This window comes from Gilliamella sp. ESL0232, assembly GCF_013346885.1.
Taxonomy (GTDB): domain Bacteria; phylum Pseudomonadota; class Gammaproteobacteria; order Enterobacterales; family Orbaceae; genus Gilliamella; species Gilliamella bombi.
Genome location: NZ_JAAEDW010000002.1, coordinates 117,381 through 143,383, shown reverse-complemented (window position 1 = coordinate 143,383; position 26,003 = coordinate 117,381). Strand labels below are relative to the sequence as shown.

At 35.0% G+C, this 26,003-nt stretch carries 23 protein-coding genes and 2 pseudogenes; 19 read left to right on the top strand and 6 right to left on the bottom strand.

Annotation, left to right across the window (positions count from 1 at the left end; all coding sequences use genetic code 11):
- Positions 1–11: 11 nt before the first annotated feature.
- Entirely contained in the window at positions 12–227 is a 216-nt protein-coding gene (yacG, locus tag GYW75_RS03640; RefSeq protein WP_174798481.1) for a DNA gyrase inhibitor YacG, read from the top strand.
- The gene (tsaD, locus tag GYW75_RS03635) at positions 227–1,252 is read left to right on the top strand and encodes a tRNA (adenosine(37)-N6)-threonylcarbamoyltransferase complex transferase subunit TsaD (RefSeq protein WP_065591012.1); all 1,026 of its coding nucleotides are present in this window, start codon (positions 227–229) and stop codon (positions 1,250–1,252) included. The genes yacG and tsaD overlap by 1 nt, the downstream gene beginning before the upstream one ends.
- A 103-nt stretch (positions 1,253–1,355) precedes the next feature.
- On the opposite strand, the gene GYW75_RS03630 is transcribed toward tsaD, so the two are convergent.
- Positions 1,356–1,712: a DUF4282 domain-containing protein gene (locus tag GYW75_RS03630; RefSeq protein ID WP_194240423.1), complete on the bottom strand. Its 357-nt coding sequence runs from the start codon at positions 1,710–1,712 to the stop codon at positions 1,356–1,358.
- 118 nt (positions 1,713–1,830) lie between these two features.
- Here GYW75_RS03630 and ycaO point away from each other — a divergent pair, with 118 nt between their 5' ends.
- On the top strand, positions 1,831–3,597 hold the full coding sequence (gene ycaO, locus GYW75_RS03625) for a 30S ribosomal protein S12 methylthiotransferase accessory factor YcaO (protein WP_174798480.1): 1,767 nt from the start codon (positions 1,831–1,833) through the stop codon (positions 3,595–3,597).
- 68 nt (positions 3,598–3,665) lie between these two features.
- Here the strand turns inward: ycaO and GYW75_RS03620 are convergent, their stop codons facing one another.
- Positions 3,666–4,496: a shikimate 5-dehydrogenase gene (locus tag GYW75_RS03620; protein ID WP_174798479.1), complete on the bottom strand. Its 831-nt coding sequence runs from the start codon at positions 4,494–4,496 to the stop codon at positions 3,666–3,668.
- Between the two features lie 70 nt (positions 4,497–4,566).
- Between GYW75_RS03620 and GYW75_RS03615 the strand changes: the two genes are divergently transcribed.
- The 3 genes from GYW75_RS03615 (at position 4,567) to mltG (ending at position 7,218) form a co-directional block, all read left to right on the top strand.
- Positions 4,567–4,896, top strand: a complete 330-nt coding sequence (locus tag GYW75_RS03615) for a nitrous oxide-stimulated promoter family protein (RefSeq protein WP_034911385.1) — start codon at positions 4,567–4,569, stop codon at positions 4,894–4,896.
- A gap of 206 nt (positions 4,897–5,102) precedes the next feature.
- A complete protein-coding gene (gene alr / locus GYW75_RS03610) occupies positions 5,103–6,203 on the top strand; it encodes an alanine racemase (protein ID WP_174798478.1) in 1,101 nt (366 codons plus the stop codon).
- Complete coding sequence (gene mltG / locus GYW75_RS03605; protein ID WP_174798477.1) at positions 6,196–7,218, top strand: endolytic transglycosylase MltG; 1,023 nt, start codon at positions 6,196–6,198, stop codon at positions 7,216–7,218. Before alr ends, mltG begins: the two co-directional genes overlap by 8 nt.
- A 73-nt stretch (positions 7,219–7,291) precedes the next feature.
- Here the strand turns inward: mltG and GYW75_RS12710 are convergent.
- Positions 7,292–7,600: pseudogene (locus GYW75_RS12710) on the bottom strand (YqcC family protein); the annotation flags it as partial.
- Positions 7,601–7,621: 21 nt separating this feature from the next.
- Positions 7,622–8,170, bottom strand: a pseudogene (gene ampD / locus GYW75_RS12705) (1,6-anhydro-N-acetylmuramyl-L-alanine amidase AmpD); the annotation flags it as partial.
- Between the two features lie 200 nt (positions 8,171–8,370).
- Here ampD and ppdD point away from each other — a divergent pair.
- The 5 genes from ppdD (at position 8,371) to GYW75_RS03575 (ending at position 13,241) form a co-directional block, all read left to right on the top strand.
- Complete coding sequence (gene ppdD / locus GYW75_RS03595) at positions 8,371–8,802, top strand: prepilin peptidase-dependent pilin (protein WP_174798475.1); 432 nt, start codon at positions 8,371–8,373, stop codon at positions 8,800–8,802.
- A 39-nt stretch (positions 8,803–8,841) separates the two neighbouring features.
- Positions 8,842–9,951: an ATPase, T2SS/T4P/T4SS family gene (locus GYW75_RS03590; protein WP_174798474.1), complete on the top strand. Its 1,110-nt coding sequence runs from the start codon at positions 8,842–8,844 to the stop codon at positions 9,949–9,951.
- Positions 9,948–11,123 carry a type II secretion system F family protein gene (locus GYW75_RS03585; RefSeq protein WP_174798473.1) on the top strand — a complete coding sequence of 392 codons (1,176 nt, stop codon included), beginning with the start codon at positions 9,948–9,950 and terminating at the stop codon, positions 11,121–11,123. The genes GYW75_RS03590 and GYW75_RS03585 overlap by 4 nt, the downstream gene beginning before the upstream one ends.
- Entirely contained in the window at positions 11,123–11,872 is a 750-nt protein-coding gene (locus GYW75_RS03580; protein WP_091122733.1) for a prepilin peptidase, read from the top strand. The genes GYW75_RS03585 and GYW75_RS03580 overlap by 1 nt, the downstream gene beginning before the upstream one ends.
- Before the next feature lie 211 nt (positions 11,873–12,083).
- On the top strand, positions 12,084–13,241 hold the full coding sequence (locus GYW75_RS03575) for a M20 aminoacylase family protein (protein ID WP_174798472.1): 1,158 nt from the start codon (positions 12,084–12,086) through the stop codon (positions 13,239–13,241).
- A gap of 68 nt (positions 13,242–13,309) precedes the next feature.
- On the opposite strand, the gene ygfZ is transcribed toward GYW75_RS03575, so the two are convergent.
- Complete coding sequence (gene ygfZ, locus GYW75_RS03570; RefSeq protein WP_065611291.1) at positions 13,310–14,185, bottom strand: tRNA-modifying protein YgfZ; 876 nt, start codon at positions 14,183–14,185, stop codon at positions 13,310–13,312.
- Between the two features lie 284 nt (positions 14,186–14,469).
- On the opposite strand from ygfZ, the gene ilvI reads away from it, so the two are divergent.
- Positions 14,470–16,188, top strand: a complete 1,719-nt coding sequence (ilvI, locus tag GYW75_RS03565) for an acetolactate synthase 3 large subunit (protein WP_085165460.1) — start codon at positions 14,470–14,472, stop codon at positions 16,186–16,188.
- Positions 16,188–16,682, top strand: a complete 495-nt coding sequence (gene ilvN, locus GYW75_RS03560) for an acetolactate synthase small subunit (RefSeq protein ID WP_065591025.1) — start codon at positions 16,188–16,190, stop codon at positions 16,680–16,682. The genes ilvI and ilvN overlap by 1 nt, the downstream gene beginning before the upstream one ends.
- A 227-nt stretch (positions 16,683–16,909) precedes the next feature.
- On the opposite strand, the gene GYW75_RS03555 is transcribed toward ilvN, so the two are convergent.
- Positions 16,910–17,287: a DUF5362 family protein gene (locus tag GYW75_RS03555; RefSeq protein WP_174798471.1), complete on the bottom strand. Its 378-nt coding sequence runs from the start codon at positions 17,285–17,287 to the stop codon at positions 16,910–16,912.
- A 120-nt stretch (positions 17,288–17,407) separates the two neighbouring features.
- Here GYW75_RS03555 and dusA point away from each other — a divergent pair, with 120 nt between their 5' ends.
- The 6 genes from dusA (at position 17,408) to uvrA (ending at position 25,862) form a co-directional block, all read left to right on the top strand.
- The gene (gene dusA, locus GYW75_RS03550) at positions 17,408–18,334 is read left to right on the top strand and encodes a tRNA dihydrouridine(20/20a) synthase DusA (RefSeq protein ID WP_174798576.1); all 927 of its coding nucleotides are present in this window, start codon (positions 17,408–17,410) and stop codon (positions 18,332–18,334) included.
- A gap of 103 nt (positions 18,335–18,437) precedes the next feature.
- Complete coding sequence (rep, locus tag GYW75_RS03545; protein WP_174798470.1) at positions 18,438–20,453, top strand: DNA helicase Rep; 2,016 nt, start codon at positions 18,438–18,440, stop codon at positions 20,451–20,453.
- Between the two features lie 35 nt (positions 20,454–20,488).
- The gene (locus tag GYW75_RS03540; protein ID WP_174798469.1) at positions 20,489–21,244 is read left to right on the top strand and encodes a hypothetical protein; all 756 of its coding nucleotides are present in this window, start codon (positions 20,489–20,491) and stop codon (positions 21,242–21,244) included.
- Positions 21,245–21,356: 112 nt separating this feature from the next.
- Positions 21,357–21,827: a YhcH/YjgK/YiaL family protein gene (locus GYW75_RS03535; RefSeq protein WP_174798468.1), complete on the top strand. Its 471-nt coding sequence runs from the start codon at positions 21,357–21,359 to the stop codon at positions 21,825–21,827.
- A gap of 25 nt (positions 21,828–21,852) precedes the next feature.
- The gene (locus tag GYW75_RS03530) at positions 21,853–22,788 is read left to right on the top strand and encodes a sugar kinase (RefSeq protein WP_174798467.1); all 936 of its coding nucleotides are present in this window, start codon (positions 21,853–21,855) and stop codon (positions 22,786–22,788) included.
- 233 nt (positions 22,789–23,021) lie between these two features.
- Positions 23,022–25,862 carry an excinuclease ABC subunit UvrA gene (gene uvrA, locus GYW75_RS03525; RefSeq protein WP_174798575.1) on the top strand — a complete coding sequence of 947 codons (2,841 nt, stop codon included), beginning with the start codon at positions 23,022–23,024 and terminating at the stop codon, positions 25,860–25,862.
- Positions 25,863–26,003: the final 141 nt, after the last annotated feature.

The window sequence follows — 26,003 nt, the reverse complement described above, 5'->3', positions numbered from 1 at the left end:
AAAGAGTTGAAATGAATAAAAATACTACATTTGTTAAGTGCCCAACTTGTCAAAAAGAAGTTGAATGGAGTCAAACTAGTCTTTATCGTCCATTTTGCAGTAAGCGTTGCCAGCTTATCGATTTAGGTGATTGGGCAACTGAAGAACATCGCATTGCTGATAAAGATATGACAGAACAAGATATTTGGAGTGAACAAGACCTTGCTGATTTTATAGGTAGACATTAATGAAGATCCTTGGTATTGAAACTTCATGTGATGAAACTGGTATAGCCATTTATGATGATGTTAATGGTTTAATTGCAAATCAGCTTTATTCTCAAATTAAATTACATGCTGATTATGGTGGTGTGGTGCCAGAACTGGCATCGCGCGATCATATTCGTAAAACCGTGCCATTAATTCAAGCAGCTTTAAAACAAGCTAATTTAACCGCACACGATATTGATGGGGTTGCCTATACTGCTGGTCCGGGATTGATTGGAGCGTTGATGGTAGGCGCATCGATTGGACGATCGCTTGCTTATGCTTGGAACGTACCAGCTGTTGCAGTTCATCACATGGAAGGCCATTTACTTGCGCCGATGCTTGAAGATAATCCACCTGAATTTCCCTTTGTTGCATTATTAGTTTCGGGGGGACATACACAGCTTATTAGTGTGACTGGTATTGGTAAATATGAACTTATTGGAGAGTCAATTGATGATGCTGCAGGAGAAGCTTTTGATAAAACAGCCAAATTGCTTGGTTTAGATTATCCCGGTGGCGCAAAATTATCAAAATTGGCTGAACAGAGTAGTGGAGCGCGATTCCATTTTCCTAGGCCAATGACTGATCGTCCTGGGCTTGATTTTAGTTTTTCAGGCCTTAAAACAGCAGCAGCTAATATGATTCATCAGCATAGTGATAATAATATTATTGATCCACAAACTAAAGCAGATATTGCTAGAGCATTTGAGGATGCTTTGGTTGATACATTGGTGATTAAAGTAAGACGAGCACTTGAACAAACTAGATTTAAAAATTTAGTAGTTGCTGGTGGGGTAAGTGCTAACAAAACACTGCGTACTAAATTGACTGAGTTGATGCACCAACGAAAAGGAAAAGTTTTTTATCCAAGGCTCGAATTTTGTACCGATAATGGTGCCATGATTGCTTATGCTGGTATGATTCATTTAAAAGAGAGGCAGTATTCAGATTTAGTTATTAGTGTTAAACCAAGATGGCCTCTTAGCGATCTTAATGTTGGTTAACTGATTATTTTGATTTGACAACATGTAAATTAAAATTACATGAAAAATAAAAATGCGGGAATTTGTTCCCACATTTTTAAGCTATATAGTTAAATAAACAATATTAATTAATAGGATCTGTATCAGAACATTCTTCTTGTTTTTCTGAATTGGTCTTTTCATTAGCTAATTTTTGAATATTTTGATTAATATTAAATAGTACACAAATTAATTCAAAACCAATGCGAGTTGAAATAAAGCCCACAACTAAGGTAACAATGCCAGTGAAAAAAGCAACTAAACCCATAGTAAAGCTATAAGTAAATGCAGCAAAACTACCTAATATCATAGAGAACGCACTAATTCCAATAAGTAATAATGCGATCCAATACACGATTGTGATAAAAGAAGGTGTTAACATTTTATCAAAAAAGAATAAGTCTTTAATGGTAAAGCCTTTAAAGTCTATTTTTTTGTTCATTTTATTTCCTTTTTAGTTGGATTGATTTTATTACTTCTATTTTTTTATATTTGCGTATAAAGTGATAATTTTTGAAAAGCGCAACAATTATAACATAAAATTATTTTGAGATTAACTTATGAAAACTTATATCCCCGGTAAAGATGCTGCTCTTGAAGATTCGATCAACTATTTTCAGCAGCAATTAGCAAAATATGATTTAGAAGTAAAAGAAACTTCTTGGCTAAATCCGGTACCTAATGTGTGGTCAGTGCATATTCAAAATACTAAATGTCCATTGTGCTTTGCTAATGGTAAAGGCGCAAGCAAAAAGGCGGCATTAGCATCGGCTTTAGGAGAGTATTTTGAACGGTTATCAACCAATTACTTTTTTTCAGATTTTTACTTAGGAAAGCAAATAGCGAATGCCGATTTTGTGCATTATCCAAGTGAAAAATGGTTCACTATTCCTGAAGATAATTCACTACCTAAAGGACTATTATCCAAAGAACTACTTAAGTTTTATGATCCTGATCATGAATTGAGTGCAACAGATTTAATTGATTTACAATCAAGTAATGGTGATCGAGGTATCTGCGCTTTACCATTTGAACAGCAGTCTGACAAAAAAACTATTTATGTGCCAGTTAATTTAATTGCTAATTTATATGCCTCTAATGGAATGTCAGCCGGTAATACTCGTAATGAGGCTCGAGTACAAGGGTTATCTGAAATTTTTGAGCGTTATACTAAAAATAAGATTATAGCCGAAGGCATTAGCTTACCAATTATCCCAACTGAAGTGATTAACCGTTACCCCACCGTTTTAGCTGCAATTGATGCGCTTGAAAGCGAAGGCTTTCCGCTTTACTGTTTTGATGCCTCATTGGGTGGAGAGTTTCCGGTTATTTGTGTAGTGTTATTTAATCCACAAAATGGAACGTGTTACGCCTCATTTGGTGCGCATCCAAATTTTGGCGTTGCGCTTGAAAGAACAGTAACAGAATTACTACAAGGACGCAGTTTAAAAGATCTTGATGTGTTTTCACCTCCAAGTTTTGATAATGATGATATTGCCGACCTTAGCAATTTAGAAACGCATTTTATTGATTCAAGCGGTTTGATTTCATGGGATCTATTTAATGAGCAAGCAGATTACGAATTTGTCGATTGGGACTTTTCCGGTTCAACTGAGCAAGAATTTGCTAATTTGATGGATATTTTTACCCGCCATAATACTGAAGTGTTAATTATGGACTACGAACACCTTGGTGTATATGCTTGCCGAATTCTGGCCGTTGGTATGTCTGAAATTTATCCTCCTGAAGATCTTATAATTGCCAATAGCAATATGGCTATTGGATTACGAGAGCTTATTTTGTCATTACCTTACCAAAAACGTACAGCTAAACAGTACCTAGCAATTATTGAACAGCTTGATGATGAAGGGCTTGATGATTATGCTCGAATTCGCGAACTGCTAGGCATAGCAACAGGTAACGATAATGCTTGGTTAACTCTTCGCGTTGGCGAGTTAAAAGCAATGCTGGCATTGGCAGGCAAAGACTTAATACAAGCACAACAGTGGATTGATTGGACGATTGAAATGAACGAGTCTATATTCACGCCATCGCGCAATCATGCTTATCGTTGTTTACAGACATTAGTTAATTTTATTTTACAACGAGACAAAAAACAGTTTAATAACTATCAAGCCGCATTTAATAAAATGTATGGTAAAACCTGTGTTGATGATATGTGGCAATATGCTAGTGGCGAAAAAACATTTTTTGGCTTGTCAGATTTTGCCACAGACCAAAAAACCACCAATAATAATTTAGAACAATTTGCTATGCATCAAAAGTTATTAGCAGTGTATAACAAATTACATCAGGCGATGTTATAGCTTATATCATGTCATAAGTTATATATTCAACTTCCACCGTATAGCCGCGGTGGAAGTGATAATGTTATTTAACCTTGTCGTGCAAATTCACCTGCTTGTTTAACTAATTCTTCGCTAGGTGTAATACTTGTATATAATACAAATTGTTCAAGCGCTTGAAGTACTGCAACATCAGCACCTGAAATAATAGTTTTGTTTAACTGCTGGGCATATTTTATCATTGGTGTTTCAACGGGGAGAGCAACGACATCAAACACAATATCAGCGTTATTTATCATTTTTTTGGGAAAAGCTAATTCTTGCGCTTCAATACTGCCAAGCATGCCAATTGGCGTTACATTAATAATAAGCTTTGCTTGTTGTGGTGGGATATTTTGTTCATCTTTTATCCATTGATATCCATATCGTTTGGCTAATGCTTCGCCTTTTTGTTGGTTACGTGCGGCAATAATACCATTTTTAAATCCCGCGTCATAAAAAGCTCCGATCACCGCATTAGCCATGCCTCCGCTGCCTTTTAATACAAATGGTGTTGTATTATCAATCTTATTTTCTACAATGAGTTTAGCAACGGCAATATAATCAGTGTTATAAGCTTTTAAATGATGGTTGGTGTTAACAATGGTATTTATCGATTGAATAGATTTTACCGAGTCATCTAATTCATCAATAAACTCAATGCAAGCTTCTTTATAAGGCATTGAAATGGCGCAACCTCTAATACCTAAGGCCTTAATGCCATAAATCGCATCTTTCAAATTATTGGTAGTAAAGGCTTTATATAAGTAATTAAGATGGAGTTTTTCGTACAAATAGTTATGAAAGCGAGTACCAAAATTGCTTGGTCTTGCTGAAAGGGACATGCAAACAGTTGTGTCTTTATTGATAATTCTTGCCATTACAACAAATCCTTGTGATCATATTAGATGATTTTATTTTACCACTTTCTTAATTAACGTGTATGTAATTATGGTTGCAAACAATAACGGTCCTAAAATACAGCAAGAAAAAGCAACAGTAAGAGCAATGATCTATTTATATTGCTTTAAACAACATCATAGCCAACATCATCAGTTATGTGAGGAATGCAACGACTTGTTGCAATATGCTATGCAACGCTTAACAATGTGCCGTTTTGGTGAAGAAAAAACGACATGTGAACGTTGCCCTAAACATTGTTATCGTAAAGATTATAAATTAAAAATTAAACAGGTAATGCGGTTTTCTGGTCCAAGAATGTTAATTTATTATCCTACAATGGCATTAAGGCATCTTTATAAAAACTTGGTGAGTAGGTAAGTTATTACCATTATTAACGTTTACTATGACAAAACAAATATTAACTCGTCATAAAGTTAAAATTATGGTTTAGTATATTCTATTGATTAAAAATACTAATTTCCGTAATAGCCTAAAATTTCCACCGATTTGTATACTGTAAAAAATTTGTTATTATTAGAAACAGAATTTAAAATAATGGTTCGATAAGAGTCTGGATTAAAGAAATGTCTATTGCAGTTGTTGAAGTTAATCGTCAAGCAGTTATTCATAATGTTGAGTATCTCAAAAAAATGGCTCCAAATAGTCAACTAGTTGCGATTATAAAAGCCAATGCTTATTCACACGGTAGTGAGGAGATTGCTCAATTATTACATGATAAAGTGAATTATTTTGGTGTATCGCGCCTTACCGAAGCTATGCAATTGCGAAACAATGGTATTAACACGCCGATTCTGGCTTTGGAAGGTTTCTTCCCGCATGATGATTTGGATTATTTTATTGATTTTAACATTCAACCAGCTATTCATAGCAAATGGCAAATTGACATATTGCAAACATCCCTCCGTAAAGATCAAATTACCACATGGTTTAAGCTTGATACAGGAATGCATCGTTTAGGTTTTTGTCCTGATGAAGCAAAAGAAGAATTTTATCGTTTGGCTAGTTGTTCAGTGGTTTGCAAACCAATTAATATTATGAGTCATTTTAGTTCGGCTGATGATCTCTCTTCAGAGAAAACGTTAAAGCAAATAGAACTATTTGATGAGTTTATTAATTCAATTGATGACAAATCACTTATTGGCAAACGCTCGATTGCTGCATCGGGCGGTATATTAGCCTGGCCAAAAGCTCAGCGAGATGTTGTGCGTCAAGGTATTGCTTTATATGGCGTTTCACCTTTTGATGAATCTATTGCTGAGCTACAACCTGCAATGACGTTTAAATCTGAATTAATTGCGGTACGAAAACACAAAAAAGGTGAATCAGTTGGTTATGGTCAAATTTGGTGTAGCCAGCAAGATACTAAACTAGGTGTGGTTGCAATGGGGTATGGTGATGGTTATCCACGAAATATTCCAGAAAATACTCCTGTTTTGATTAATGGTCGAAAAGTACCAATCGTTGGTCGAGTATCAATGGATATGATTGTAGTTGATTTAGGTATAAATTGTCTTGAAAAACCAGGTGATGAAGTCATATTTTGGGGAGCAGGACTTCCTGTTGAGGAAATCGCAAAGCATACTGGAATTAGTTCTTACGAATTAATAACGCGCTTAACTTCACGCGCAAAAATTCATTATATAGATAAATTAAATTATGATTAAAAAAATATTTTTATACACTTCACTTTCTTTTATATTAATTATTGGCGGCTCGATCAGTATTGGTTATTACTTTTTACAGCAGTTTTCTAAACAACAAATGCAAGTAACCAACGAAAACCAGATGTTTGTTTTGAAAAAAGGCACATCCATGCACCAATTGGTTGCACAAGTTAAAGAAAGTAAATTAATGCATAGTGCTTATTTATTGCCTTATTTGTGTAAATTGAATCCTTCATTGAGATCAATTAAAGCAGGAACTTATCAATTACACCCACATATGACCGTTGAAGAGTTTTTGCAATTATTAGTGTCGGGTAAAGAAAGCAATTTTTCAATTCAATTTGTGGAAGGTAAACGAGCTAAAGATTGGTTAAATATTATTCAAAGTACGCCATACATTGAACAAACATTAGTTGGAAAAACAGATGAAGAAATTGCTAAGTTATTAGGCATTGAAGGATCAATTGAAGGTTGGTTATCGCCTGATACTTACCTTTATACCGCAGACACTTTAGATATTAATATCCTAAAACGTGCGCATATGACGATGAAAAGTAATTTGCAAAAAATTTGGGATAATCGGGATAGTAATCTTCCTTATCAATCCCCTTATGAATTACTGATTATTGCATCAATTATTGAGAAGGAAACAGGTATTAGTTCAGAGCGTGCTAATGTGGCATCGGTATTTGTTAATCGTTTAAGAGCTAAAATGAAGTTACAAACAGATCCAACTATTATTTATGGTTTAGGCGATAACTATAAAGGTACTATTAGGCGCGTTGATTTGACCGATACTGAAAATCCTTATAATACTTATGTTATTGAAGGATTACCACCAACTCCAATTGCAATGCCAAGCATTGCCTCGCTCGAAGCTGCAGCACACCCAGCTAAAACCAATTATCTGTTTTTTGTGGCGAATGGAACAGGTGGACATACATTCTCAAGTACTTACAGTAACCATCAGCAAGCAGTTAATGAGTATCGTCGAATGAATAGTAGTGGGAATTAAACAAAAACTCAATAAAATCAATGCTATACCTGATTATTTTTTCAGGTTTGTTAACTTTAATTATTACCGCATATTAATGCGGTAATTTTTCATAATTAAGTTGCGACAAATCATCAAGTTGCTTAATTAGGTAAAGTAGATGATTAACATCTTGTTCTTGCTCTTTTAGTGCTTCTTCAAAATAAGGGTGTAAGGCAAATTTGGGCAAATTTGTTTTGGCGTCAATCATTGCTTGTATACGTGGAATAAAAATCCATTGTAACCATTCGTGTGCTTGCATGGTATCGATAGCAAAAGGTTCTTGGCTTAAAAATGCATTGGGATTTGGCGGTATAGTTTGCCATAAATTGATCTTTTGTAATTCCTCTATAATTTGTTCAAGTTGATTTAGTAGCTTTTGCCCTTGCGATTTTTGTGTTAATAAATTCTGATAATGTAGCCAATCAAAACAAGGGCCAGGATCTGTTTTTCGATTTGGAGCAATATCGCTATGCCCAGCAATATCTTTGATGGCATAAGTTTGTTGTAATAATAACGTAACGTTTACTAATTGCTGATATTGTTGTTCGGTAAAATTATCGCTATCACATCCTTCCATTTCGATGCCGATCGAAAAATCATTACAATTTTCTTGCCCTTCAAATGCTGATTTTCCTGCATGCCAGGCACGTTTATCAAATGGAACAAATTGAATAATTTCACCATCACGTCGAATAAACAGATGGCTTGATACTTCAAGTTGATGAATCGAAGCAAAGTACGGGTGCTGGTTGGGATCGAGCCGACCAGTAAATAATTGCTCAACATAAGGACCTCCATATTCATTGGGCGGTAAGCTTATATTATGAATAATAAGTAGTGATATCGGTTTATTAATAGGTCGTTCATTATAAAAAGGCGAAATAACTTGCTTTATACCTTGTAACCAGCCATTAATAATTTTTAGGGACATAGTGACTCCACTTATTTGATAAACCAATGTATGGATTTGTCTATTTTGCGATTTGCTTCGCAAAAATTGAACATACAACGTAATAATTAACTACATTAAGGATTTTACTTTCTAATCTTACTTTTTCATTATTATTCCATTTTTTTGTTTTGCTATAAAGGCTCTTAGATTAAAACATTGACTAAAAAATAGAGGTATTTATGTCTAATCAATCGGGCTTTACGTTATTTGAACTTATGATTGCTATTATTGTTATCGCTATCTTAGCTGCTATCGGTGTTCCTGCTTATCAGGGATATGTAAAAAAAGCTGCCTTAACCGATATGTTACAAACGATGACTTCGTATAAAACAGCTGTCGAAATTTGTGCTGTAGAGCAAGGTAGCTTAACCAATTGTAGTAATGGTAATAATGGCGTACCAGCGAGTCGAACATCAAATCATGTTACCTCTATTACGGTTAATAACGGAGTTATTACCTTGGTTGGAACCAGCGCCTTAACAGGGTTAACTACTACACTAACACCAACAATCAATGCTACAAATGGCAATTTAGATTGGAGCCGAGTTTGTACTACATCGCCAAGTGATACCAGTTTAACCAGTGCTTGTGAAGATATTTTTAAATTCTAATGTTTGTATTTAATAATTGACGAATAAGGAACCACCTTTATGCAAGAAGAACAGTTAATTGAAAGTATCGATAAATTGTTACTTGAAGCATTAGATAAGCGTGCTTCAGATATTCATTTTGAGCCTTACCAACATAGCTATCGTATACGTATGCGTATTGATGGTGTTTTACATGATATGTTATCACCGCCCCTTGCATTAGCTAAACAGATAACAGCAAGATTAAAAATCATGTCTCAACTAAATATAGCTGAACATCGATTACCGCAAGATGGTCAACTCATTATTGATCGTTATACCATGCGTATTTCCACTTTGCCTGTAATGAATGGCGAAAAAATTGTTTTAAGAGTAATGGATAATCATGAATCTGAATTAACCATTAATGATTTAGGGTTAACGGATGCAGATCTGTTAACATTCAAGCAAATTTTAAACTATCCACAAGGATTGATTTTAGTTACAGGTCCAACAGGAAGCGGTAAAACGGTGACGTTATATAGTGGATTAAAGCGGTTAAATAAAACCGAACGTAACATCTGTAGTGTCGAAGATCCCATTGAAATTCCCCTAGAGGGTATTAATCAAACTGCGATTAATCTCAAGGCTGGCTTAACATTTGCCATTGTATTGCGTGCTTTACTACGGCAAGATCCTGATGTAATGATGATCGGCGAAATTCGCGATCGTGAAACCGCCGAAATTGCCATTCAAGCTGCGCAAACAGGGCATTTGGTGCTATCTACATTGCACACTAATTCAAGTGTCGAGGCAATAACACGATTAAAGCAAATGGGGATAGAAAATTATCTATTGTCATCAAGTTTAAAATTAATTATTGCTCAGCGGTTAGTTCGAAAATTGTGCCCACACTGCAAAATTGTGGCAAGTGATTTGGTTAAGTTAGACAATGAATACCAACCCCATTATTTAGCTTCAGGATGCCGAAATTGTATTGGCGGCTATAAAGGGCGAATTGGATTATACGAGTTTTTAGTTATCACGCCCGATATTCAACAACAAATATTAGCCAATCAAACTATTTTACCTTCAAATATGACTTCGCTAAAAATAGCAGGACAAAAATTAGTGAGGCAGGGCGTGACAACATTAGCTGAATTAAATCGAGTCTTGGGTGATACAGTATGAAACGGCTCTATTATTGGTATGATGTCGATTTTAATCAACACAAAATTATTGCCGAATCATCACAGGCAGCTAAAAGACTGTTATTATTGCAAGGTAAAATTGCCATTAAGATTAAAGCTGGTAAAATTATTACTGCACATAGTTTTAATCGTACAGATCTACTGATGATTACCAAACAATTAGCGACTATGTTAAAAGCAGGTTTGTCTATTATTGATACATTACAATTGCTTGCTCAAGAACAAGCTAAACCGCATTGGCAATATTTGTTACTTGATATCAAACAACAAGTCGCTAAAGGCGAATTTTTATCTCAAGTATTGCAGCAACATCAATCGGTGTTTTCCTCTTTGTATTGTGAGATTATTGCAACAGGCGAACTAACTGGGCAGCTCGATGAAAGTTTTGAACAATTATCGTTATTGCTTGAAAAATCAATTAAACTGCAAAAAAGCCTAAAAAAGGCAATGCGTTATCCGTTATTTTTATTATTGATTGCAATGATGGCAAGTTTGGTAATGTTATTATTCGTTTTACCAAAATTTTCCGATATTTATCAAAATTTCGATGCTGAACTACCAGCTTTTACACAAGGAGTTATTGATTTTTCGAGTTATTTGCAACAAAGCTGGTTAATTTGGTGTATCGTCTTTTTTATTAGTTATTTCTGTTATCAACGCTATTTAAAAGTGCGTTATCGACGTAAAATCGAAATGATAGTAATAAAATTTCCCTTTATTGGAAAAATTATTCAAACCACTTGCTTAACTCAGATTTTTCAAACAATTGGAATCACTCAAAAAGCTGGCATACCATTATTAGCTGGTTTAACTGCGGCGGCTAATACTACTTGCTATTGTCTTTATCGTGATAGTATTTCGCAAATTATTGTAGGCATTGAGCAAGGGCTTCCATTTAGCCATGTATTGCATGGGCAACGATACTTTCCTAATTTATGTTCACAGTTAATTCATGTGGGGGAGGAATCAGGCACACTAGATTTAATGCTCGATAAATTAGCAATTTATTATCAAGAACAAAATCAAACCTTAACCGATAATTTATCGCAAGCATTCGAGCCATTATTAATGCTTGTTTTGTCTTTAATTATTGGCAGTTTAATTATGGCTATGTATTTACCGATATTCCAAATGGGCGATGTAATTCACTAATGTTAGTATTTATTATTATCTATTTAGGTCTTTGTATCGGTAGCTTTGTTTATGTTGCTTATTATCGTTATTTGCCAACACTGACACCATACCAATATTTATGTCGAATTAGTTTTCATCGATCTGCTTGCCCACATTGTCATAGTAAGCTTAAAGCTTGGCAATTGATACCGATTATTTCTTGGTTAATATTAAAACGACGTTGTTATTACTGCAATACCAATATTTCATGCCAATATCTTATTGTTGAATTATTTGTCGCTGTTTTATTTACTTTTATTTATATTGATAAAAGCATCAATTATCAAAGCGGTATTTTAATGATTCTTGGTTGTTATTTTTTACTTTTAGCTTTAATCGATTTTAAATACTATTTATTGCCAGATTTGTTTACCCAACCATTAATGTGGACAGGTGTAATGCTTGCCTATTTTGATTTGGCAAACATCGTTTTAACCGATGCTTTGCTAGGTATCTTTTGGGGATATCTATTATTAAAAATACCTGCTACTTTATTTTATTTGGTATTTAAAAAACAGGGATTAGGGGGAGGTGATATCAAATTGCTTGCCGCTCTTGGTGCTTGGTTGCCTTATACATCATTACCAATGTTATTATTTTTTGCTTCCCTATTGGGGATTATATATTCTCTTTTTTTGCGATATGTGATCAATGAACCAAAATCAAAAGTTATTCCATTTGGCCCTTTCTTATTAATTTCTGGTTATGTGATTTATTATTTCTGTTAAAAAGTTTCAGGAAAATAGGTGTTTTAATCAATTTATTGTTAATCAATAAGTGTTAAAAGTGCATAAATGTATTATTTTTTCATTAAATGCAATATATAACTAAAATTGATATCCATAGTAAAAATAGTTATTTTTATAAAAGTGAAAATCGCGTTATAGTGTTAGCTAGGTTTGTTGAACCGCAGGTTATTCACCTACTAAGGAATTACTTATGATATCTAATAGTATTAATCAATTAAAAACCGAAATGATAACATGGCGCCATCATATTCACGCCCATCCAGAAACAGCCTTTGAAGAGGTTAAAACCACGCAATTTATTATCGAAAAGTTACAATCCTTTGGTATTACCGAGTTATATACTGATTTTGCTCCAACAGGAGTTGTTGGTATTATTAAAGGTAATCGTGATGGACGATGGATTGCTCTGCGAGCTGATATAGATGCATTAGATATTATTGAAGAAAATAATATTAATTATTGCTCAACCATTTCTGGCAAAATGCATGGGTGTGGTCATGATGGGCATACTGCAATGTTACTAGGAACGGCTAAATATCTTAGTGAACACTGTGATTTTGCTGGTACTGTTGTTCTTATTTTTCAACCAGCTGAAGAAAACGAAGGCGGAGCCAGAGTGATGGTTGAAAATGGTTTATTTGAACAATTTCCGATTGAAGCAGTATATGGCATGCATAATCAACCTAATATGGAGTTAAATCACTTTTATATTAATCATGGCCCAATGATGGCATCGTATGATGTATTTGAGATCAAAATAACAGGTGTTGGTGCTCATGCCGCTGCGCCTCATCTAGGAAAAGATACAATTTTGACAGCTACGCAAATCGTAAATGGATTACAAAGTATTGTGAGTCGTAATGCTGATCCTTTAAGTTCATTGGTAGTTAGCGTAACGCAAATTCATAGTGGCGATACTTGGAATGTGTTACCACAGGAAGCGGTTATTCGCGGTACTGTTAGAACATTTAGTGCACAAGTACAAGATATGGCTGAAAATCGTATTAAACAAATAGCAACAGGTATTGCCACAACATTTGGAGCCAAGGCGGAAGTAGATTATCAACGCCGTTACCCAGCTACCATCAATTACGCTAAACAAGCTGATATTGCTATTGCAGCTGCTAAACAAGTTGTGGGACAAGATAACTTAATTATTGATTCTCTCCCTTCAATGGGTTCAGAAGATTTTGCTTTTATGCTACAAAAAATCCCTGGTGTTTATGTATGGTTGGGCGCTGGTAGAGGGGCTAATTTGCATAATCCAGCTTTTAACTTTAATGATGAAGTGTTAACAACTGGTGTAAGCTATTTTGTTGAAATAGTTAACCAAGAACTTGCTAACTAAGTTAAAACGAGATTTCAACGACAGCTGGAATAAACGTTGTGTTATCCCAGCTTATTAGTCGCAGACAATTAAAATGTCATTCGGCTATTGTCATTTCCATATACTCTAAATGGCGTATTTAAATCAATTCCATTATTAAGTACCACTTGGACGCAAACACCGTCTTTTTCGTCTAGTTTTGCCGCAGCTAACACAAGTCCCCCTTCTCGCCAACCACCGGCAAGTTTATATTCAAGTGTACTACCAATTTTAGGTAGAACATCACTCGTGCCCTTTATAACATACATACCACGAGTATTTGCTCCACGGAACTGCGCTCTAGCTACCATTTCCTGACCACAGTAACAACCTTTTTCAAAGCTGATTGCGTCATAAGATTGCAAATTACAGGCTTGTGGTAATAATATTGCCATATTGTCATTATCAATGATAGGGTAACCAGCTTGCAGATCAAGTTTTAGCCAGTCGCTACATGGATGTAAATCTTCAGAAATAGGCTCCGGCGTTACCATAATAACACGCATTTGCGGTAAAGGTAGTTTGATATAAGTGATATTATTTTCAGTAAAACAGTTTTTATCGCTTAATTTTTCTGTGATTCCAGGGGGGATCGCATCTCCAACCAAGCCGACCATATTTAGATCTTCGACTGGTTCGATAGTTACTTTAGAAAAAACAGCGTATTTTGTTAGTTCGGCAATCTGTTTTTTAACAACACTTTTACGCTCAATATAGTAAATATCATTACCTCGTTGAAATAACAATAAAGTACTCCACATTCTGCCTTTACTGTCGCAATGAGCAGCATAAAGCGTAGATTTTTCTGAAAGTCGGTTAATATCGTTAGTTATTTGACCTTGCAAGAAAGCTCGGTTATCCTCACCTGTAACTTTAACTAATTGCCAGTCAGCAAGAGAGGTTGGTTTAGAAGAAATATTGCTCATATTTGTACCTTTGGGTGAAGAAGAATCCTAGTACCGTTATGGCTAGAAATACTCATCTCCTGAGTTTATATAAAAAATAAAAAAATAACAATAAAATCAATTAGCAATATTTAAATAAAATAGATAGATTACGGATATTATTCATAATATTTTAAAAAATAATTTTATTTGTGGATAATTTTTTCAGTAAAACACTTAGTTAATTGACTTTAATTGATTTTGTTTATAAGTTGATGCAAAATAAACCACTAAATGACTAATCAGTTACATTGGAGACAACAACCATGGCAAAACTGTCAGGCGCAGAGATGGTTATTCAATCTTTGATTGACCAAGGAGTAAAACAGATATTTGGCTATCCCGGTGGTAGTGTTCTTGATATTTATGATGCCATTCACACGTTAGGTGGTATTGAACATATATTAGTTCGCCATGAACAAGCTGCGGTACATATGGCCGATGGTTATGCTAGAGCAACAGGGAATGTTGGCGTTGTTTTAGTTACATCAGGCCCTGGGGCAACAAACACTATTACTGGTATTGCAACAGCTTACATGGATTCGGTTCCACTGGTTATATTGTCTGGACAAGTTGCCAGTAACCTAATTGGTAATGATGCATTTCAAGAATGTGACATGATCGGAATTTCGCGTCCGATTGTTAAACACAGTTTTTTAGTCAAAGATAGTAAAGATATTCCAGAAACCATCAAAAAAGCATTTTATATTGCTTCGACAGGTAGGCCTGGTCCAGTCGTTATCGATCTACCAAAAGATATTGTTAATCCAGCTAACAAATATAATTATCATTATCCAAAATCAGTTTTAATGCGATCTTACAATCCAACGATTCAAGGTCATAAAAAACAGATCAAAAAAGCATTAACCACGTTGTTATCGGCTAAAAAACCGGTGTTATTTATTGGTGGTGGGGTTATTGCCGCCGATGCTAGTGGCGAAATTAAAACACTTGCAGAAAAATTAAACTTACCTGTCGCTTCAACGTTAATGGGTATTAGTGCTTTTCCGGGAACCGATAAACATTATCTTGGTATGATAGGCATGCACGGTATTTATGAAGCTAATATGGCCATGCATAATGCCGATGTAATTTTTGCAATCGGTGCACGTTTTGATGATCGAACAACCAATAATGTTGAAAAATATTGTCCAAAAGCCAAAATTATTCATGTTGATATCGATCCGACTTCTATTTCAAAAACTATATCTGCTTCAATTCCTGTAGTTGGTGATGCAAAAGTTGTTCTTGAAACGTTGCTGTCTATGTTAGATGAGTTAAATACAGAACGTGATCTTGACGCATTAATTGATTGGTGGAAACAGATAGAACACTGGCGATCACGTCACTGCTTAGCTTATAACCATGAAGGGCAAAGCATTAAACCACAAGAAGCGATACAAGTGTTATATAAATTAACCAAAGGTGATGCATTTGTGACGACCGATGTCGGTCAACATCAAATGTTTACTGCGCTTTATTACCCATTTGATAAACCTCGTCACTTTATCACATCTGGTGGGCTAGGCACGATGGGATTTGGTTTGCCAGCAGCGCTGGGAGTCAAATTGGCATATCCTAAAAAAACCGTTGTATGTGTAACAGGCGATGGTAGTATCCAAATGAATATTCAAGAATTATCAACCGCATTGCAATATGGCTTACCAGTACTGGTTTTAAATTTGAACAACCGCTTCTTAGGCATGGTTAAACAGTGGCAAGATATGATTTATTCTGGACGCCATTCAAGTTCTTATATGGAATCTCTACCTGATTTTGCTAAAATTGCAGAAGCCTATGGTCATGTTGGTATGGTAATAACAAAGCGTGAGGAACTAGAATCTAAACTGAAACAAGCACTGGCAATCAAAAACCGTTTAGTTTTTGTTGATGTTATGACTGATGCGACTGAACATGTATATCCAATGCAAGTTCGAGGTGGTGCAATGAACGAAATGTGGCTTAGTAAAACGGAGAGAACCTAATGCGTTATATATTATCAATCTTAACCGAAAACGAACCTGGCGCATTATCACGAATTATCGGCTTGTTTTCGCAACGTGGTTTTAATATCGAAACTATCACCACTGCGCAGACTGAAGATCCAACCATGCACCGCATGACAATTCAGACCTCGGGTGATGAGCATGTGATTGAACAGATCCAAAAGCAATTGCATAAACTTGTTAATGTTTACCGTGTTCATGATTTAACCGAAGGCCCGCATGTAGAGCGTGAAATCATGCTAGTAAAAGTAGAAGCAAAAGGTTCACAAGCACGTGATGAAGTTAAACGTTGTGCCGATATTTTTAGAGGATCGATCGTAGATGTTACTGCAACACATTATATTGTACAACTATCGGGTACTAGTGAAAAACTAGATTCATTTTTATCCTCAATTCGTGAAACATGCAATATTATCGAAACCGTCCGTTCAGGAATTATTGGCTTATCACGTAGTGAAAAAACAGTTAAATAGCCATATTTATAGTTAACAAAATTAAGGCACATTGTGCGCCTTAATTTTGTTAACAATACTAAGACTGTTGATTTCTCAATCAAAAGGCATAAAGATGTTGCCATATTTTAATCTTGCCAAAAATTAACAATAGCAACTCGTTATGCCTAGAACAATGCTACTAGATACTTACTTGAAAAAGTGCCAAAATTAGAAGATCAGTAGTCTTTAGATTAAAGTAATAATTGTTAGTAATAACCATTACTGTATGTAACAAGAATAGAAATAATAATTACAATGTATAAAACAATAAATACAATCGAAGCGATAAATGTTATTAAAGCATATTTCCAATAGCCATATAGGTTTTCAATAGCATCAATAATATCATTTTCTTTTTGAACACTTGCAGCTAAGCTAAATGCGCTTCCTGACTTAAAAAGTTTTACCCCAGCAATGATTTGTGGAATACCAATAATAGCAGTGATTATACCTAGACAGGTAAGAGCGCCAGCAATTATAAAAATAACACCAAAAACTTGTTGCATAGTAGCGATAAAACGCATATGTTTTATTAATAATTCAGTTATTTGAAAAGAAATTGTATTTGTTTGATTTGTATTCATTTTTATTCCTTATATTATTGCTCTATTTGAACGTGGCGAATAAAATAGCATTTTTTAAATTAATGTCGAGGTAATTTTTTGCATAATAGTTCAAGTTTAAATCGTTTTTCTATTGCCCCAATGTTAGATTGGACAGATAAACATTGCCGTTATTTTCATCGAATTTTAACAAAAAAAGCATTGCTATATACCGAAATGGTGACTACAGGCGCAATTTTATTTGGAAAAGGTGATTATTTAGCTTTCAACAATGAAGAGCATCCACTTAGCTTGCAACTAGGCGGTAGCGATCCTAACGCATTAGCACAATGTGCAAAATTAGCGCAAGAACGTGGTTATGACGAAATCAACTTAAATGTAGGATGTCCATCAGATCGCGTACAAAATGGTATGTTTGGTGCTTGTTTAATGGGAAATCCAAATTTGGTTGCCGATTGTATCGCTCAGATGCAAGATCAGGTTGATATTCCCGTCACGGTAAAAACAAGAATTGGTATTGATGATTGCGATAGCTATACTTTTTTGTGTCAATTTATTGAGAAGGTAATGCCTTACACCAAAACATTTATTGTACATGCGCGCAAAGCATGGTTATCAGGATTAAGCCCAAAGGAAAATCGTGAGGTTCCGCCACTTGACTATGAACGTGTTTATAAATTGAAACAAGATTATCCCAATTTAACTATAGCCATCAATGGTGGCATAAAAACAATTGATGAAATAAAATGCCATTTACAGCATGTTGATGGTGTAATGGTTGGGCGAGAGGCATATCAAAATCCAGTGTTACTTACTGAAATTGATACGCAAATTTTTGGCACAAATGCTCCCGTCATTGATCCTCTATCTGCTATTCAAGCACTTTACCCTTATATCGAACAACAGCTAATGCAAGGTGCGCAACTTAACCATATTATGCGGCATACTTTAGGTATATTTAATGGACGTAAAGGAGCAAGGCAATGGCGGCGCTATCTTAGCGAAAATACGCATAAAAAAGGGGCAGGGATCGAGGTTGTTGAACAGGCTTTAACATTCATCAAATAATATTTAAAAAATAGCAATTATATTTGCTCAATAATGACGCTAATTGCGCGTTGCTAGTATATCGTTATATACTAGCTCACATTTTTCCTAATGGTTTTATTCTGTGCGTTTAAATTCAAGTCAACAAAAAGCCGTTGAATATGTTTCAGGACCTTGCCTTGTTTTAGCTGGGGCAGGTTCTGGCAAAACTCGGGTTATCATTAACAAAATTTCCTATTTAATTCGTGTTAAAGAATATTTACCACGCCATATTGTTGCGGTTACCTTTACGAATAAAGCCGCACGCGAAATGAAAGAACGTATAGCCCAAGCACTTAGTAAACAAGAAGCAAGAGGGCTTAAAATATCAACATTCCATACGCTAGGATTGGATGTTATTCGCCGAGAGTATACTCATCTGGGAATTAAATCTAATTTCTCATTATTTGATGATCATGATCAAACAGCGCTACTCAAGGAACTAACTCATCAATGGTTAGAAGATGATAAGGATCTAATTAATCAATTACGCTCAACAATCTCAAATTGGAAAAATGATCTTGTTGATTCAACTATTGCGATGGCAAGAGCGCAGACGAATAAAGAGAAACTATTTGCTCACTGTTATCAATTGTATGAAAAACAATTAAAAGCTTGCAGTATATTAGATTTTGATGATCTTATATTATTGCCCACACTCTTATTAAAAACCAACGAAGAAGTTCGCGAAAAATGGCAAAACAAAGTTCGTTATTTGTTGGTTGATGAATATCAAGACACAAACACAAGTCAGTACGAATTTATCAAATTACTAGTTGGTAACCGAGCTAAATTTACTGTTGTTGGTGATGATGATCAGTCTATTTACTCTTGGCGTGGTGCACGACCACAAAATTTAGTATTACTTAAACAAGATTTTCCTAATTTAGAAGTGATCAAATTAGAACAAAATTACCGATCATCGGGTCGAATTTTAAAAGTGGCGAATATCTTAATCGAAAATAATCCACATATCTTTGAAAAAAAACTTTTCTCAGAACTGGGTTATGGTGAAACATTAAAAGTTATTTCAGCCGATAGCGAAGAGCATGAAGCCGAAAAAGTTATTAATCACCTTATTGGCCATCGTTTTGCGCATAACAGTCAATATGGTCAATACGCTATCTTATATCGTGGCAATCATCAGGCACGACTAATTGAAAAGATACTCATGCAATATCGGATACCGTATCGAATCTCTGGCGGTACATCATTTTTTGCTCGAATTGAAATTAAAGATTTAATGGCATATTTGCGATTATTAACTAATCCAGATGATGATAATGCGTTTATTCGTATTATCAACACACCAAAACGAGAAATTGGTCCAGCAACTATTCAAAAACTTGGCGAATGGGCTAATCATCGAGGTGTTAGTTTATATCAAGCAAGCCATGATATGGGGTTGACCCAATTGCTTTCAGGTAAACGTATGGAGTCATTACAAGAATTCATACAATGGTTTGATGCCCTTATTCAAAAATCTCATACTGAACCCATGGAAGCTATTTATGAACTTCTACACGGGATTCATTATGAGAGCTGGATTTATGAAACCTCATCATCCCCAACATCAGGGCAAATGCGTATGCGGAATGTAGAACAATTGGTCAGTTGGTTAAATGATATGTTGCAAGGTGATGATATTGATGAAGCAATGACACTTGAACAAGCTGTCGCGAGATTTACTTTGCGTGATATGTTAGAACGTAACGAGTCCGAAGAAGAACTCGACCAAGTACAACTTATGACACTACATGCATCTAAAGGATTAGAGTTTCCTTATGTCTACTTGATTGGCATGTCCGAAGGTTTATTACCTCATCAAACTAGCATTGATGAAGATAACATTGAAGAAGAGCGCCGTTTAGCTTATGTTGGTATTACTCGGGCGCAACGAGAACTGACTTTCTCTTTTAGCCGGCAACGTAAACAATTTGGCGAGACACTTCAAGTTGAACCGAGTCGATTTTTATTAGAACTGCCACAAGACGACTTAGAGTGGCAAGATCAGCGTAACGAATTATCACCTGAAAAAAAAATGCAACAAGGGCAAAGTAGGCTAGCCATGCTAAAAGCGCAAATTGCCAAGGCTAAGTAACCAAATTTTGACAATTATAAAATAAGGAATAACAAATGATGAAGTTAATAATAAGTGTCATATTAATTTTAACTAGTTGCTTTGCGAATGCTACAGGTTTAAATTATCACTCAGAACGCACGAGGCTCTATCAATTAACCAAAAAATTTGAAGCGCAAAAAACATTACCTAGGTTATATACAAAAGAAGGTAAAGAAATTCTTAGCCAATTTACTGATCCCAAACTTCTTGAGAATTTTTCAAAAGATAAAATAGATGAGAAATTAGATATAACCAATTATATCAACCATATAGTTGAGATTTATTTAACCTTTTCATCAAATAAATCAAACGAAATAACCAGCCAAGATCTAACGAATAACCTAAAACGATTTCAACAAGAAATTATTTTATTAAGTACTTTTAATATAAAATATTTTGCGGCAATATCTCCCCATATTAATCAGTTTTATAAAGAACTTCCCGATAATGAAAGAGGTGAAGTCATACAGTATAGTGTGAAAATGATGCAATCAGAAATGTTAAAATATTACTACGGTGGATTTAAGTGGATTGCTTTACCAGACTGTTTAACTGAACAATCTAAATTGGATATTATCACCACATTAGAACAGTCAGCTGAAAATTACGCAAAATTTATCCCAGAATCGAAAAAGACCGCAATCATTGAAAAGGCCGAACAATTAATAACTCAACAACCTATATTTAAATCACAGTTATCACATATTATCAACGTGATGAAAACAAACGAATGTGAAGAAATATGTCAAATAATCTACGAAAATAAGTGACTTATGTATATACTCTTTATCAATCTAATTAAATTTATCATAGTATAAGTTAGTTACAACTAATTTGGTTATTTGTATTAATTTTCATCAATATTTTTAAGGATAATTTGGTATGATTTTAGGTAATATTAATCATTTAGGGTTAGTTCCTTATTTACCCGAAAAAATTAAGCAATCAATTGAATATATTAAAGATAATGTCAATAATAACACGCCTGTGGGGCGTTACGATATTGATGGTGATAATATGTTTTTTATGGTGTCAGATAGTGCATCGCGATATATCCACGATGCTGATCCAGAATATCATGAAAAATATATTGACGTTCAGATTGTTTTAGTTGGGCAAGAGGGTATGGCAGTAAGTACGTTACCTCCGTATACCAAAGTGTTAGATAATAAATTAGTAGAAAATGATATTGCCTTTATCGAAACACCAAAAGAAGAGACCTTGTTGATATTACACCCAAATGATTTTATCGTGTTTTTACCTAATGAAGTGCATAAACCGCTTTGTGCAATTGATAATAATATCGAAACAGTTCGCAAAGTTGTGGTAAAAATCGCGTTAGATTATTTATAAAAAGGTTAAAGATGATAAGTATAATATGGCTACAAAAATAGCTGTTATTGGCGAATGTATGATTGAATTGTCGATGAATCAGGATTCGACTACGCGTGGTTTTGGTGGTGATACGCTTAATACATCGATTTATTTGTCTCGTTTACTAAAAGATAATGATTTTTCAATACATTATGTAACCGGGCTTGGTACCGATCCCTTCAGTCAAGAAATGTTAGATTGTTGGCAAACAGAAAACATTCAAACAGATTTAGTACAAAGAATGTCTGATAAAATGCCGGGGCTTTATTCTATTGTTACTGATGAACATGGTGAACGGTCTTTTTATTATTGGCGTAATGATGCTGCTGCTAAATTTTGGTTGAAAACAACTGAAACAGATAGAATAATTCAGCAAATTGAACATTATGATTATGTATATTTGAGCGGTATTAGTATTGCTATTTTAGATGCTGAAAGTATCCTTAAGTTATTAGATCTTTTAAAACGTGTTAAAGCTAATGGTGGTAAAGTTATTTTTGATAATAATTTTCGTCCATGTTTATGGAGTAGCCTTGATTTGGCTCGTAGTGTTTATGCTGATATTCTTAGCTTTACAGATATTGCATTTTTAACATTAGATGACGAAGATTTATTATGGGGTAAGCTACCTTATGAGCAAATTATTGAGCGTACAAAACAATTTGGTGTAACTGAAATTGTTATTAAACGTGGCAGTGATAACTGTATTATTGATTCTGCTGATGGTCGTTTTGAAGTTCCTGCTAATAAAATCACTAAAGATAAAGTGATTGATACTACGGCCGCTGGTGATTCATTTAGTGCTGGATATCTTGGGGCTCGTTTAAGTGGAAGGAACCCTTCTCAGTCAGCATTACAGGGGCATTTGGTGGCTGGCACGGTTATACAATATCGCGGCGCAATTATTCCTGTTGATGCGACTCCAAAATTGATATACTAAGTTAAATCAACAAATGACGGTCATTAATGACCGTTTTTTTCTGCTGTAGAAATAAAAATTTTAGTTTATTTTTTGTCAAAAAGTTTCAGGTAACACTGTGTTTTAGTATAAAATTAGTCAAGTAGTATATTCAGCTATATAGTTGTATATTTAATCAAATGTTACTGGTATAATATACAGTTAATTTTCTATCCATTTTGTTTAAAAACACAAAAAAGAAGAGATCTATGTCAATCAAAGATATCGATATTCGTGGTGCGAGAACGCACAATCTAAAAAACATTAATGTAACCATTCCAAGAGATAAATTAGTTGTTATTACAGGTCTTTCTGGATCAGGTAAATCTTCGTTAGCATTTGATACTTTATATGCCGAAGGGCAACGACGCTATGTTGAATCGTTGTCAGCGTATGCTCGTCAGTTTTTATCATTGATGGAAAAACCTGATGTAGATCATATTGAAGGATTATCACCTGCAATTTCGATCGAGCAAAAATCAACTTCGCATAACCCTCGTTCGACAGTAGGAACTATCACTGAAATTTATGATTACTTACGTTTGCTTTTTGCTCGAATTGGAGAACCTCGTTGTCCAAATCATCATTTACCGTTAGCTGCACAAACGATATCACAGATGGTCGATAGCATCATGGCGTTACCGACTGATAATCGTTATATGCTACTTGCCCCTGTGGTTACTGAGCGTAAAGGGGAGTTTGTTAAACTGTTCGAGCAACTTGCTGCTAGTGGTTATATTCGGGTACGAGTGGATGGTGATGTATATGATCTTTCTGATCCGCCAATTCTTGAATTGCAAAAAAAACATACCATTGAAGTTGTTGTTGATCGTTTTCGTATTCGTGACGACTTAAAACTTCGTTTAGCAGAGTCGATTGAAACGGTTCTTTCGATCACTAATGGTATTGTTAAAGTGGCCAATTTGGATGATCCACAAGCTGAAGAATATTTGTTTTCGGCTAATTTTGCTTGTCCTATTTGTGGTTACAGTATTTCTGAATTAGAACCGAGATTATTCTCGTTCAATAATCCTGCTGGTGCGTGCCCTGAGTGTGATGGTTTGGGTGTGCAACAATATTTTGATCAAAAACGTATTGTTCAGATGCCAGAAGTTTCATTAGCTGCGGGTGCGATTAAAGGTTGGGATCGTCGCAATTTTTACTATTTCCAGATGCTAAAATCATTAGCGGATCATTATAAGTTTGACATTGATAAACCGTATGAGAAATTACCTGAAAAGATAAAAAATATTTTATTAAATGGTTCAGGTAATACCGAAATTCAGTTTGTTTATTCAAACGATCGTGGTGATGTGGTTAAGCGTAAACATCCATTTGAAGGGATTATTAATAATTTAGCTCGTCGGTATAAAGAAACTGAATCACAAACTATCCGTGAAGAGCTAGCAAAATATATTAGTCATCGACCTTGTCCTTGTTGTAATGGTTCGAGGTTATGTACGGCAGCAAGAAATGTGTTTATTAATGATACAAATTTACCAACAATTAGTGATTTAAGTACGCAACAAGCCAAGGATTTTTTTGATAAATTGACATTGACAGGGCAACGAGCTCAAATTGCAGAAAAAATCTTGAAAGAGATAAACGATCGTTTACAATTTTTGATTAACGTTGGACTTAACTATTTAACGCTTTCAAGATCCGCTGAAACATTATCAGGTGGTGAAGCACAACGTATTCGATTAGCAAGCCAAATTGGTGCAGGTCTTGTTGGCGTGATGTATGTGCTAGATGAACCTTCTATTGGATTGCATCAGCGAGATAATACTCGTCTGATTGACACTTTAACGCATTTACGTGACTTAGGTAATACTGTTATAGTCGTTGAACATGATGAAGAAGCTATTATGGCTGCTGATTATGTAATTGATATTGGTCCTGGGGCAGGGGTTCATGGTGGTGAAGTTGTTGCTCAGGGAACACCCAAACAAATAATGGCATGTAAAACATCTTTAACAGGAAAATATTTATCCGGTAAAGAAAAAATTGAAATACCAACTATTCGCACCAAAGTCGATAAGAAAAAAATGTTATCTCTTATTGGTGCAACCGGCAATAATCTTAAAGATGTGACATTAAATATTCCAGTTGGCTTATTTACATGTATCACTGGTGTATCGGGTTCGGGAAAATCAACCTTAATTAATGATACCTTATATCCCCTTGCCCAAAACGAACTCAATGGTGCAGAAAAAACTGAAATAGCACCCTATAAATCAATCAAAGGACTTAACCATTTTGATAAAGTAATTGCGATTGACCAAAGCCCAATTGGACGTACGCCACGTTCTAATCCAGCAACTTATACTGGATTTTTTACTTCTATTCGTGAACTTTATGCTGGTGTACCAGAATCTCGAGCTCGAGGCTATAATCCAGGGCGCTTTAGTTTTAATGTTAAGGGTGGACGTTGTGAAGCTTGTCAAGGTGATGGTTTAATCAAAGTTGAAATGCACTTTTTGCCTGATATTTATGTTCCTTGTGATCAGTGTCATGGCGCTCGCTATAACCGTGAGACCTTAGAGATCAGATATAAAGGAAAGTCTATTAACGAAATTTTAAATATGACAGTTGAAGAAGGTCGCGAGTTTTTCGATGCCGTGCCAATGATAGCACGCAAACTGCAAACATTGATTGATGTTGGGCTTTCTTATATTACCATTGGACAGTCAGCAACAACATTATCGGGTGGTGAAGCGCAACGAGTAAAACTTGCAAAAGAATTATCTAAGCGAGATACTGGTCGTACTTTGTATATCTTAGATGAACCAACAACTGGGCTACATTTTGCTGATGTGAAACAATTATTAACGCAATTACATTCTTTGCGAGATAAAGGCAATACTATCGTTGTTATCGAGCATAATTTGGATGTAGTTAAAACAGCAGACTGGATTGTGGACTTAGGACCAGAAGGTGGTAATGGTGGCGGAGAAATTATTGCCGAAGGGACGCCAGAAGAGGTTGCGAAATCTAAACATTCCTTCACTGGTAAATATTTAAAACCGTTGTTGGAAAAACAAAAAGTAGTCTAGAATTATTATTAATATAGCATATAAAGAACGGGCGAGGAGCAACGCCCAGTCTTTTTATATACTTTAATTAATATTATAGTTAAATAAGTACTGAAAATAGACAGAAACTGGATTTGCGACGAGTTTGGTAAGATTCTTAAG

Bases quoted from the DNA above. Each gene is read 5' to 3' on its own strand.
- GYW75_RS03580 (WP_091122733.1), top strand. From the start codon at position 11,123: ATGTTAGTATTTATTATTATCTATTTAGGTCTTTGTATCGGTAGCTTT.
- GYW75_RS03590 (WP_174798474.1), top strand. From the start codon at position 8,842: ATGCAAGAAGAACAGTTAATTGAAAGTATCGATAAATTGTTACTTGAA.
- GYW75_RS03530 (WP_174798467.1), top strand. From the start codon at position 21,853: ATGGCTACAAAAATAGCTGTTATTGGCGAATGTATGATTGAATTGTCG.
- ygfZ (WP_065611291.1), bottom strand. From the start codon at position 14,185: ATGAGCAATATTTCTTCTAAACCAACCTCTCTTGCTGACTGGCAATTA.
- GYW75_RS03620 (WP_174798479.1), bottom strand. From the start codon at position 4,496: ATGGCAAGAATTATCAATAAAGACACAACTGTTTGCATGTCCCTTTCA.
- ycaO (WP_174798480.1), top strand. From the start codon at position 1,831: ATGAAAACTTATATCCCCGGTAAAGATGCTGCTCTTGAAGATTCGATC.
- GYW75_RS03585 (WP_174798473.1), top strand. From the start codon at position 9,948: ATGAAACGGCTCTATTATTGGTATGATGTCGATTTTAATCAACACAAA.
- GYW75_RS03575 (WP_174798472.1), top strand. From the start codon at position 12,084: ATGATATCTAATAGTATTAATCAATTAAAAACCGAAATGATAACATGG.
- ilvI (WP_085165460.1), top strand. From the start codon at position 14,470: ATGGCAAAACTGTCAGGCGCAGAGATGGTTATTCAATCTTTGATTGAC.
- GYW75_RS03540 (WP_174798469.1), top strand. From the start codon at position 20,489: ATGATGAAGTTAATAATAAGTGTCATATTAATTTTAACTAGTTGCTTT.
- ppdD (WP_174798475.1), top strand. From the start codon at position 8,371: ATGTCTAATCAATCGGGCTTTACGTTATTTGAACTTATGATTGCTATT.
- GYW75_RS03615 (WP_034911385.1), top strand. From the start codon at position 4,567: ATGGTTGCAAACAATAACGGTCCTAAAATACAGCAAGAAAAAGCAACA.
- ilvN (WP_065591025.1), top strand. From the start codon at position 16,188: ATGCGTTATATATTATCAATCTTAACCGAAAACGAACCTGGCGCATTA.
- GYW75_RS03535 (WP_174798468.1), top strand. From the start codon at position 21,357: ATGATTTTAGGTAATATTAATCATTTAGGGTTAGTTCCTTATTTACCC.
- mltG (WP_174798477.1), top strand. From the start codon at position 6,196: ATGATTAAAAAAATATTTTTATACACTTCACTTTCTTTTATATTAATT.
- tsaD (WP_065591012.1), top strand. From the start codon at position 227: ATGAAGATCCTTGGTATTGAAACTTCATGTGATGAAACTGGTATAGCC.
- alr (WP_174798478.1), top strand. From the start codon at position 5,103: ATGTCTATTGCAGTTGTTGAAGTTAATCGTCAAGCAGTTATTCATAAT.
- GYW75_RS03630 (WP_194240423.1), bottom strand. From the start codon at position 1,712: ATGAACAAAAAAATAGACTTTAAAGGCTTTACCATTAAAGACTTATTC.
- yacG (WP_174798481.1), top strand. From the start codon at position 12: ATGAATAAAAATACTACATTTGTTAAGTGCCCAACTTGTCAAAAAGAA.
- dusA (WP_174798576.1), top strand. From the start codon at position 17,408: ATGTTAGATTGGACAGATAAACATTGCCGTTATTTTCATCGAATTTTA.
- GYW75_RS03555 (WP_174798471.1), bottom strand. From the start codon at position 17,287: ATGAATACAAATCAAACAAATACAATTTCTTTTCAAATAACTGAATTA.